General features: G+C 41.9%; 7 protein-coding genes. All 7 read left to right on the top strand.

Annotated elements, in window-relative coordinates:
• The first annotated feature begins 209 nt into the window (after positions 1–209).
• The 7 genes from ACYPZI_RS14875 to rhaD all read left to right on the top strand — a co-directional run bounded on the left by ACYPZI_RS14875 (position 210) and on the right by rhaD (position 11,215).
• The gene (locus ACYPZI_RS14875) at positions 210–1,118 is read left to right on the top strand and encodes a helix-turn-helix domain-containing protein (RefSeq protein ID WP_459602981.1); all 909 of its coding nucleotides are present in this window, start codon (positions 210–212) and stop codon (positions 1,116–1,118) included.
• Positions 1,119–1,259: 141 nt separating this feature from the next.
• Positions 1,260–2,738, top strand: coding sequence for a rhamnulokinase (locus ACYPZI_RS14870; RefSeq protein WP_459602979.1), 1,479 nt, complete (start codon positions 1,260–1,262; stop codon positions 2,736–2,738).
• Positions 2,739–2,765: 27 nt separating this feature from the next.
• Positions 2,766–4,025, top strand: coding sequence for an L-rhamnose isomerase (locus tag ACYPZI_RS14865; protein ID WP_459602977.1), 1,260 nt, complete (start codon positions 2,766–2,768; stop codon positions 4,023–4,025).
• Between the two features lie 36 nt (positions 4,026–4,061).
• Positions 4,062–5,096, top strand: coding sequence for an L-rhamnose/proton symporter RhaT (gene rhaT / locus ACYPZI_RS14860; protein ID WP_459602975.1), 1,035 nt, complete (start codon positions 4,062–4,064; stop codon positions 5,094–5,096).
• Entirely contained in the window at positions 5,003–6,913 is a 1,911-nt protein-coding gene (locus tag ACYPZI_RS14855) for an alpha-L-rhamnosidase-related protein (protein WP_459602973.1), read from the top strand. The genes rhaT and ACYPZI_RS14855 overlap by 94 nt, the downstream gene beginning before the upstream one ends.
• Positions 6,914–6,973: 60 nt before the next feature.
• Positions 6,974–10,237 carry a glycosyl hydrolase gene (locus tag ACYPZI_RS14850; RefSeq protein WP_459602971.1) on the top strand — a complete coding sequence of 1,088 codons (3,264 nt, stop codon included), beginning with the start codon at positions 6,974–6,976 and terminating at the stop codon, positions 10,235–10,237.
• A gap of 168 nt (positions 10,238–10,405) precedes the next feature.
• The gene (rhaD, locus tag ACYPZI_RS14845; protein ID WP_459602969.1) at positions 10,406–11,215 is read left to right on the top strand and encodes a rhamnulose-1-phosphate aldolase; all 810 of its coding nucleotides are present in this window, start codon (positions 10,406–10,408) and stop codon (positions 11,213–11,215) included.
• Positions 11,216–11,565 lie beyond the last annotated feature (350 nt).

Raw genomic sequence — 11,565 nt, 5'->3', positions numbered from 1 at the left:
AGGTTTTTTTATACTCTGAATCCATTTTGCATAAACTGATTGCTCGTTAAATGTTTGTTAACTCCTGATTATGCAAAGGTAAAGACTATGAATATCTCAAAAAAGATGCATCTGACCGAATGCTTACATTACAGTTACTTCTTAATTATTAGAAATCCGGCAAAATATTATCTTTGTTACTTTGAACTACTCATTAAAACACAGAAGAAATGGAAAGCGACTCAATACATATTAAATACCTCATGGCCAGTGAGCGGGATATTCAATGGGGATTGATAGTAAACTCAGTCGGGTATCAGCATATTGAGCGTGGAGAAGCATATCCTCCCCTGAATCATCCTATCCGGTATCTGTTTAGCACTGATAAAGGAAGGGTTCTTAATGAATATCAGTTATTATACATAACACGAGGAAAGGGGCAGTTTGTATCGAATCAGTGTGATAAGATTATTATCACAGAAGGTAGTATGTTTCTGTTGTTTCCTGGAGACTGGCATACTTACAAACCCGATATAAATACAGGATGGGACGAGTATTGGATTGGTTTTAATGGGGAAGATGTAGCAAAAAAGCTTGATTTTAATTTCTTTTCAAAACAAAGGCCAATCTTAAATGTAGGTCTGCAGAATGAGTTCGTTAATATGTATATACAAGCCATAGATATAGCCAAAAAACAAAATGCAGGCTTTCAGCAACAACTGGCAGGAATAGTCGGTTATCTTCTTGCGTCTGCTTATGCATACGATAAATCATCTTCTTTCGAAGAAATGAAAATTACGAAATTGGTCAACAAGGCAAAATTGATAATAACAGAAAATTTGAGTAATAATATTTCTCCAGAGGAAATAGCTTCGATTTTGAATATCAGTTATTCTCGGTTCCGGAAGATTTTCAAACAGTATACTGGATTTTCCCCACTACAGTATATTCTGGAAGTTAAAATACAGAAAAGTAAAGAATTGCTTACAAATACCGATCTTTCCAATATTGAAATTGCTTTCAGATTAGGTTTTGATAACCCGAATTATTTTTGCACCATATTTAAAAAGAAAACTAGGTTAACGCCTATGAATTACAGAATAACGACCCAGTGTAAAAATTTAATATCAAAAAACTAATACATCTTTCCGGCTACTAATTCGCACCTACAGTTCAAGCAAAGTGTGTAATGTCATATTGTTGAGTATTTATATCAAATACATAACTCTCTTTTTCCTTGTGGCAATTAATTTTGCCTCAAGGTTAACAGATCTAATGCCATGTATAACACACACAATTTTCTCGCTTTTGACATAGGTGCCACCAGTGGGCGTAGCATAATAGGTTCGCTAAAAAATGGCAAACTGGAATTAAAAGAATTAACTCGTTTTCCTAATAAGATTATCCATATACAAGGCAGATATTACTGGGATGTTTTTGCTCTGTTTGAAGCTCTGAAAGACGGATTGAAAGCTGTGGTATCTCAAAACATTAAGATCGATGCTATTGGTATCGATACATGGGGTGTTGATTTTGTTTATTTAGGCGAAGACGGTTCTATATTGGGTGCGGCACGTTCCTATCGCGACCCTTACACAGAGGGCATACCGGAAGAATACTTCGAAAAGCTTCTTTCCCGGGAGAGAGTATATCGGCTGACCGGAATCCAGATTATGAATTTCAACAGTTTATTTCAACTCTACGCGGCAAAAAAAGAAAATTCATCCTCTCTGGAAAATGCAAAAAAAATATTATTTATGCCTGATGCCTTATCTTATTTACTCACAGGGAAAAAGGTCTGCGAGTACACTATTTTATCCACTTCTCAGTTTTTAAATCCAAATACAAGACAAATAGAAAACTCACTTTTGGAAGCGATGGGCATTAAGGTTTCGTTAATACCTCAGGTAGTAATGCCGGGGCAGGTAATCGGAATCCTGACAGAAAGCCTGGCAAACGAATGCGGGTTGGAGCGAATACCTGTTATCGCGGTTGCCGGGCACGATACAGGTTCGGCTGTAGTATCCGTCCCCGCCGGAAACAGGAACTTCGCGTATCTCAGTTCGGGCACATGGTCGCTGATGGGTATAGAAGTTGATGCTCCTATCATCAACGAAGATTCTTTCAAACTGAACTTCACAAATGAAGGAGGAGTTGAGGGAACTGTGCGTTTCCTGAAGAATATAACGGGAATGTGGCTGCTCGAACAATGCCGTAAAGAATGGGAGATAGCCGGCAAACAATATACTTACCCTGAGATTGTAGCATTATCCGGTTCGGTAAATGGTTTTCAATCATTGGTAGACCCGGATCATCCCTCGTTTGCCAATCCCGGAAGTATGACAAGGGCAATTGCTGATTTCTGTAAGGAAACAAACCAGAAAGCCCCTGAAAACGACGCTGAATATATCCGTTGTATCTTCGATAGCCTGGCTCTTAAATATAAATATGTATTAGGCTGCCTGCAAAAGGTCGCGCCTTTCCCGATAGAAAAATTGCATGTGATTGGTGGCGGTTCACAAAACAAGCTACTGAATCAGATGACAGCCAACGCCATTGGTATTCCTGTTGTTGCAGGGCCATGCGAAGCCACTGCTATAGGGAATATAATGATGCAGGCTAAAGGGGCAGGATTAGTAAATTCTTTACACGAAATAAGGAATATTATACGCAATAGTGTCAGCCCTGAGTTTTTTCAACCACAGGATTCCGGGCAATGGAATGAAAGATATCCATATTTCCTAACCCTGATAAAATAATCTTAAAATATTAATGAACTGAATACCATGAAAAAAAGTGAATTAGTACAAAAATCGTATGAAATAGCAAAAGAACGTTATGCAGCGATAGGCGTAGACATAGATACCGCATTAGAAAAACTGCAAAAGATACAAATATCCATCCAATGCTGGCAGGCTGATGATGTTACAGGTTTTGAGAATCTCGGTAACCTGGGTGGTGGCGGAATACAGGCTACCGGAAACTATCCGGGCAAAGCCCGCAACATAGACGAACTTCGCGCCGATATTGAAAAAGTACAAACGCTGATTGGCGGCAATCATCGTCTGAACCTGCATGAGATATACGGAGACTTTCATGGTAAAATAGTAGACCGCGATCAGGTCGAACATTCGCATTTCACTAGCTGGATGCAATGGGCGAAAGAGAAGAACCTGAAATTGGATTTCAACTCCACATCTTTCGGACACCCTAAGAGTGGAGACCTCACTCTGGCCAATCCTGACAAGTCTGTTCGCGACTTTTGGATAGAGCATACGAAACATTGCCGGGCTATATCGGAAGAAATGGGTAAATTTCAGAACGACCCGTGTATTATGAATCTGTGGATACACGATGGCTCGAAAGACCTGACGGTGAATCGTTATCTGTATCGTTCTATCCTTGAACAGTCGTTGGATGAGATATTTGCGAAAGAATATAAGAACATGAAAGACTGTGTAGAATCAAAACTGTTTGGCATCGCCCTCGAAAGCTATACGGTAGGTTCTCACGATTTCTATCTGGGATATGGAGCTAAGAAACAAAAGATGGTTACTTTGGATACCGGTCATTTCCATTTGTCCGAAAGCATAGCCGATAAGATTTCCTCTCTATTGCTGTTCACACCGGAAATTATGCTTCATGTAAGCCGCCCTGTACGCTGGGATTCCGACCATGTTGTCATCCTGAATGATGAGATAGCGGAACTGGCAAAAGAAATTGTCCGTGCCGAAGCATTAGATAAAGTACATATCGGACTCGATTTTTTCGATGCTTCCATCAACCGCATAGGCGCCTATGTAATCGGTATACGTTCTACACAGAAGGCATTCCTGCAAGGATTGCTTGAGCCTATCGTTCAACTTCGCGAGTACGAAGCCAACGGCCAATATTTCGAACGCCTCGCATTACTCGAAGAAGCTAAGAGTCTGCCGTGGAACGCCGTATGGGATTACTTTTGCTTGAAAAACAATATTGCAGTGGGCGAAGATTATATCGGAGAGATACAACAGTATGAAAAAGATGTAACATCGAAAAGAGGATAGATCATAATTCATCATCCATCATTCATAATTAAAAGCATGAATACAATCATAGGATTAATTATCATAGCCATAGGCAGTCTGGGACAATCCAGTTCATACGTGCCAATCAACAAAGTCAAGAATTGGTCGTGGGAATGCTTCTGGCTGGTGCAGGGTATATTCGCATGGCTATTGTTTCCACTGTCAGGCGCCATCATCGCCTTACCTTCTGGTGTCTCCCTGTTCGATGTATGGCTGGCAGCAGGTGATGGCGTGTACAAAGCCATCGGATTTGGTATTCTCTGGGGCGTAGGAGGCCTGACATTCGGGCTTAGCATGCGTTACCTTGGTGTTGCTTTGGGACAATCTTTAGCTTTGGGCACATGTTCCGCTTTCGGGACATTGATTCCGGCTATACTGAAAGGGGAGAACCTTTTTGAAGGTAATGGGCTTGTTCTCCTTATCGGGGTATCTATAGCTATTGCCGGCATTGCTGTCATCGGATATGCCGGAGCGTTGAAATCGCGTAATATGACGGACGAAGAGAAGAAGAAAGCAGTAAAAGACTTCGCCCTGAAGAAAGGCATCTTTATCGCGCTCCTTGCAGGAGTAATGAGCGCCTGTTTCAATCTCGGGCTTGAAGCCGGAACGCCGATTAAAGCTTGTCTGGCGGGACTTGGAGCAAACGAGCTTCTCGTATTAAATCCGGTTATACTTTTGGTCACAATCGGCGGATTTATCACGAATGCGTGTTATTGTCTTTTTCAGAACTATAAGAATAAGACGTTCAAAGATTATACTTCTATCTCTGGTTCCAATTGGGTGAATAATCTGTTATTCTGCGCTTTGGCCGGATTGCTTTGGTATTCCCAGTTTTTTGGATTGGGTATTGGACAGAGTTTCTTCGAACCGGGCAGTGTAATGATGGCGTTTTCGTGGAGCATATTAATGTCATTAAATGTATTATTTAGTAACTTTTGGGGTATAATACTAAAGGAATGGAAAGGATCGGGGCAAAAGACCATAACGGTATTAATTGCCGGGTTGGCGGCTCTGATAATCTCTATTATTTTACCACAGATATTGAAATAAACTCAGATAGCAAAATGCTTATTTTTATAAAAAAACAATTTGTAAAAAGCCGGTTGGGTCGGATATGCAGGCCTGTCCTCTTTTTTGTTCTGTGTTCTTTACTTCCGGATACTGGAAACGCCCAACTGCCTCCTGTATTTGAGAATACCGGATGTGAATATACTTATGCGCCAGAACTGACTACAACTTACCTGTCGCCCTGTCGCATTGTGTGGAAAGAAGCAAAAGGAGATGCCCGGATAGGAAACGAATCTTCTCTACTCCTTAAAGGTAAAGGACAAGCCGACCTGGCAAACAGGAATATCTGCCTTTTCAAAAGTGATAAGTCGGACACTCCCTCTATTATACTCGATTTTGGAAAAGAACTGCAAGGCGGAATTCAGATTGTGGCCGGAGGCTCGTCTACCGGAAAGCCAGTCAGGCTTCGTCTACGCTTTGGGGAATCGGTTAGCGAAACGATGAGTAATATAGGGGAAAAAGGTGCGACAAACGATCATGCTATCAGGGATGCGATAGTGGAAGTACCCCAGTGGGGAACAGCAGAGTTTGGGAATACAGGATTCCGTTTTATCCGAATCGATTTGGTTGATTTGAATACAGAAATACAAATAAATGAAGTAAGGGCGAAATTTATATATCAGGATATACCCTATCTGGGTTCGTTCAAATGTAATGACGAATTACTGAATAAGATATGGATGACAGGGGCTTATACCGTACATCTCAATCTCCAGCATTATCTGTGGGATGGTATAAAACGGGACCGTTTGGTCTGGGTTGGCGATATGCACCCCGAAGTTTCTACTATAAACGCTGTATTCGGATATAATGCTTCTGTTCCCCGTTCATTAGACCTGGCAAGAGATAACACGCCTTTGACGAATTGGATGAATGGACACAGTTCATATTCCCTGTGGTGGATAATTACCCATAAAGACTGGTATATGAATCATGGGGACCTGGCCTACCTGAATCAGCAAAAAGAATATCTTATACCCCTGCTTCGCCGGATTATGTCTTTGATTGACGAAGAAGGAAAAGAAACATTGGACGGAATCCGTTTTCTGGACTGGCCATCGAATGAAAATCCCGAAGCCGTTCATGCCGGACTGCAGGCTTTGATGGCATGGGCTTTGTCAGATGGCAAGAGCCTGTGCCTCATCCTTAACGAAAAAGAGGTTGCGGACGAATGTCAGGATGCTCTTGAAAAGTTGAAAAAACATATTCCTCCTTATAATAACTCTAAACAGGCGGCGGCTCTGCTTACATTATCCGGATTTATGGCTGCGGAAGAAGGACGTGCCATAATAACCGGTAACGGTGTTCATGGGTTCTCTACTTTTTACGGATATTATATGCTTCAGGCATTGGCGAAGTCAGGCGACTATAATACTGCGTTAGAGTATATACGTCAATACTGGGGAGGCATGTTAAATGTGGGAGCGACTACTTTTTGGGAGGATTTCAATGTCGACTGGCTTGAGAATGCTTCGCGGATCGATGAAATACCTCAATCCGGGAAAAAAGATATTCATGGTGATTATGGGAATTATTGTTATACAGGATTTCGTCATAGCTTATGCCACGGATGGGCGTCCGGCCCTACTGCGTGGTTAAGCGAGCATATATTGGGTATAAAAGTGCTTGAGCCGGGATGTAAAAAAATCAGGGTATTACCCAATCTGGGAAACCTTGAGTTTGCAGAAGGTACTTTTCCTACTCCTTTTGGGGTATTGAGGGTAAAGCATACAAGGCAAAAAAACGGTAAAATCGAATCGGAAATTAATGCACCCCCGGAAGTGGAGGTAATAAAATAGAATATTATACGGTTAAAATAATTTGAACCTGAACTATAATATCAATCAAAAAATAATACTATGCGAAAAACTACCTATTTGTATCTTTTCATTATCAGCTTATTCGTTGTGCTGTTTTTTACTAATTGTACCACATCGGCTCAAGATACGGAAAATGTTACTTATGCTGAAATTGAAAAGAATTTCAGGAATATTCCCGAAGAGGTGCAAACCTCGGTATATTGGTATTGGATATCGGATAATATTTCAAAAGAAGGTGTCATAAAAGACCTTGAAGCCATGAAAAAAGTCGGCATCAACAGAGCCTTTATCGGAAATATAGGATTAGGCCCCAATGACCTTTCATACGGAAAAGTGAAGCTGTTCTCGGATGAATGGTGGGATATAATGCACGCTGCCCTGAAAAAGGCTACTGAATTAAATATAGAAATAGGGATATTCAACGGGCCGGGCTGGAGCCAGTCGGGAGGCCCATGGGTAAAACCCGGGCAATCGATGCGCTATCTTGCCGTCTCTGAATTATCTGTTACAGGCCCGGTCGCATTAAGCGTGAAACTGGAAAAAACGGATGAAGATTTTCAGGATGTAAAAGTTTTGGCATTCCCTTACGACAAATCTCTGGAACCATTGAATTCGACTGCTGCTAAAATAAAATCAATGCCTCAGATTAAGGATATATCCTGTATTGCGGACGGAAATACCGCTACAGGGGTCAATTTGGAATCGTTTGGAACCGTTACTATAGATTTTGAAAATCCGGAATCTTATGTTGTAAGGTCTATATCTGTTTTGCCGACCCGACACCCCATAAATGCAGACGTTGAACTGCTTGTAAAAGACAGTAACGGACAGTATAACCTTATCCGGAAATTTAATGTCAATCGTACAAATGCAAGTGTTCAGGTTGGATTTAATCCGTATGGCCCGGTAGTAATGGCTGTTCCCGAAACAGAAGGTAAAGATTTCAGGGTGATATTTACAAACGCGAATCAAAACTGTGGAATAGCCGAGCTTTCATTATCTGCCCGGACATTAGAGGAACGCTATGTAGAAAAGACTTTGGGAAAGATGTTCCAAAGCCCGCTTCCATATTGGCACGAATATATGTGGGACGAACAGCCCGGATCCGGTAATAAATTATCTCTTATCAATCCGGCTGAAATACTGGATATTACTCAATATATGGATAAAGACGGCAACCTGAAGTGGAATGTTCCGGCTGGAGAATGGAAAATCATCCGTTCGGGAATGGTTCCCACAGGAACGCGCAATTCTCCGGCATCGCCTGAAGGAGAAGGGTTGGAAATTGATAAAATGAGCAAAAAACATGTTGCGGCTCATTTCGACGCTTTTATGGGTGAGATAATACGCCGTATTCCTTCCGAAGACAGGAAAACCTGGAAAGTTGTGGTGCAGGACAGCTATGAAGTGGGAGGCCAGAACTGGACTGATGATTTTATTGAAGACTTCAAGGCGAGATACAATTATGACCCTGTTCCTTTTATTCCCGCATTCAATGGTTATGTTGTCGGCAGTCGCGATATAACAGATCGTTTCCTGTGGGATTTAAGGCGGTTTGTCGCTGATAAAGTGGCTTATGACTTTGTCGGGGGATTCCGTGAAGCAGGCCGTAAACATGGTTTGAAGACATGGCTGGAGAATTATGGACATTGGGGATTTCCCGGTGAATTTCTGCAATATGGCGGGCAGTCTGACGAGATAGGTGGCGAATTCTGGAGCGAGGGTACCCTTGGCGATATAGAAAACAGGGCTGCTTCTTCGTGCGGGCATATTTATGGTAAAAAGAAGATTTCCGTGGAATCCTTTACTGCTGGAGGCGGCCATTTTGCCCGTTATCCTGAATTGATGAAACAGCGCGGCGACCGGTTTTTTACGGAGGGTATTAATAACTCGCTGTTGCACGTTTATATTCACCAGCCTTATGAGGATAAAAATCCCGGAATGAATGCTTGGTTCGGAAATGAGTTTAACCGTAAAAATACCTGGTTTTATGATATGGATGTATTTCTACACTATCTGAAACGGTGCAATTATATGTTGCAACAGGGGATTTATGTTGCCGATGCCGCTTATTTTATTGGTGAAGACGCTCCAAAAATGACCGGAGTTTGCGACCCCGCCCTGCCGAAAGGTTATTCCTTTGATTATATAAATGCGGAAGTTCTGATGACGCGGGCTAAGGTAAAAGACGGCTATATTGTATTGCCGGACGGAATGAAATATAAAGTACTTGTTTTGCCCCGACAAGAAACAATGCGGCCTGAACTCCTGAAAAAAATATCCCGGCTTGTGAATGACGGCGCGGTAGTCTTAGGTCCTGCGCCAAAGCGGTCACCAAGTTACGAGAATTATCCCGAAGCAGACAACGAAGTGAAACAGCTTGCAGCCTCGCTATGGAAGAATGTGGATGGGGTAAATACCAAATATGCAAAAGCCGGAAAAGGGATAATTGCCTCCGGTATGGAGATGCAGGAGTTGTTTGATATGCTGAAAATAATTCCCGATTTTAAGACCGGACAGGACGACCCTGTACTGTTTATCCATCGCACACAGAAAGACGGGGATATGTATTTTATATCGAACCAGTCGGGACAAACAGTCACATTAAGTCCCGAATTCCGGATAGATGGAAAAATTCCGGAGCTGTGGAACCCTCTGACGGCTACTGTAAGGAAACTGAAAGCATATACAATACAGGATGGTAAAACTATTTTACCCCTGAAACTGGAAGCTATGGAGAGCGCTTTCGTTATATTCCGCAAGACTTCTAACGGGTCGCTGCAAGGAGGCGTAAATATAAATTACCCTGAACCGGAACCTGTGCAATCGGTAACCTCCCCCTGGACGGTTACTTTCGACGCAAAGATGAGAGGGCCTGTCAATCCGGTGGTAATGAATACGCTTCAGGATTGGACACAATCAGCTAACGACAGTATAAAATATTATTCGGGAACAGTCATCTATAAAAACAATGTGACACTGACAAACATTTCGAAAGACAAGTCTTATTATCTCGATTTAGGTAAAACAATGGTAATGGCTAAAGTCTCAGTAAACGGTAGGTATGCAGGTGGAGTATGGACAGCGCCGTGGCGGGTAGAAATCAGCGACTATATACATGAAGGAGAAAATAGTATAGAAGTATCCGTTGTAAATAACTGGGTAAACCGTTTAATCGGGGACAGCATGTTGCCTGAGGACCGGCGTCAGACCTGGTGTCCTGTCAATCCGTACAATAAAGACAGCGGATTGCAGTCATCAGGATTGTTGGGTCCTGTATCGGTTTATACGATTAAGTATTAGGAGTAAAAGTAAGTTAGAAGAATTAAAGGAGTGACCCCACCCAATCTCCCCAAGTGAAGGAGTGGCAAAGCCACGAAAGAAAGAAAAATTCCTCTCCGGAGGTTATGAGCTATCTCCTTTAACTACTCTGACTCCTATAACTTCTGAATTTTTTAATATTACAAAAATATGAAATCAATTTTAGAAGGCCGGACTGAATTAGCCGGGTGTATTAATGAAGTTGCCGAAGTAGCAGGTTATTTATGGCAAAAAGGATGGGCGGAACGTAACGGCGGAAATATTACCATTAATATCACTGATGTGGTAGACGATGAAATGCGGGATATGGAATCCATAAGTGAAATAATACAGATCGGTAAAGTGCTTCCGCATCTCAAAGGCTGCTATTTTTTCTGCAAAGGTACAAACCAGCGTATGCGCGACCTTGCCCGCAGACCTATGGAAAACGGCTCGGTAATCCGTATCCTGGACGATTGCGCAAGCTATGTGATAATAGCTGATAATCCGGTGAAGCCTACCTCCGAACTTCCATCGCATTTATCGATGCATAATTATCAGATAGAAATAGGGTCGGGATATAAAGCCGCGTTGCATACACACCCTATCGGTTTGATAGCGATGACACACAATCCCGCCTTCCTCGAAAAGGATAAACTGACATACCTGCTTTGGAGTATGATACCGGAAACGCGGGCATTCTGTCCGAAAGGATTGGGTATCATCCCTTACATAATGCCTGGCTCTATCGAACTGGCGGATGCGACAGTGGAGATGCTGAAAGAATATGATGTGGTGATGTGGGAAAAGCATGGTGTCTGTTCAGTCAGTGAAAATATTATGGAGGCTTTCGACATGGTGGATACCTTATCCAAGTCGGCACAGATTTATCTGACAGCCAAATCGATGGGATTTGAACCGGAAGGTACGTCTATGAAAGATATGGAAGCGCTGAGAATAGCTTTCGGACTGCCGAAATGATTTATGGAAGTTAAAACAGAAAGGATAATTGATTTTTTGAAAAAATAATATAATCTTTGATAATATAATTAGCCACTTTGACTTAGAAACGTATCAAATAAGAATTCTCATTTGATATGAAGGTTCGGATGTATATAGTAAGCCGGAATAAGAAATAAGAAAACACTAGTGGGCACTAAAAATTAAAACTCGTTCTTTGAAATGCTTTATACATTGTGGTTTTAGAAGATTTTAGTTGCGTGACGATTTGAATTGGCTTACTTGTCTTTAGCTTTGCCAAAAGTTAAAAAAATGAATCAAGGAAAATATATCTTCGCTCAACTTACAGATTTTCTTCCCCGCAGGCAGTT

This window comes from Dysgonomonas reticulitermitis (genome assembly GCF_054601275.1).
This window is presented reverse-complemented; position numbering and strand designations above follow the sequence as displayed.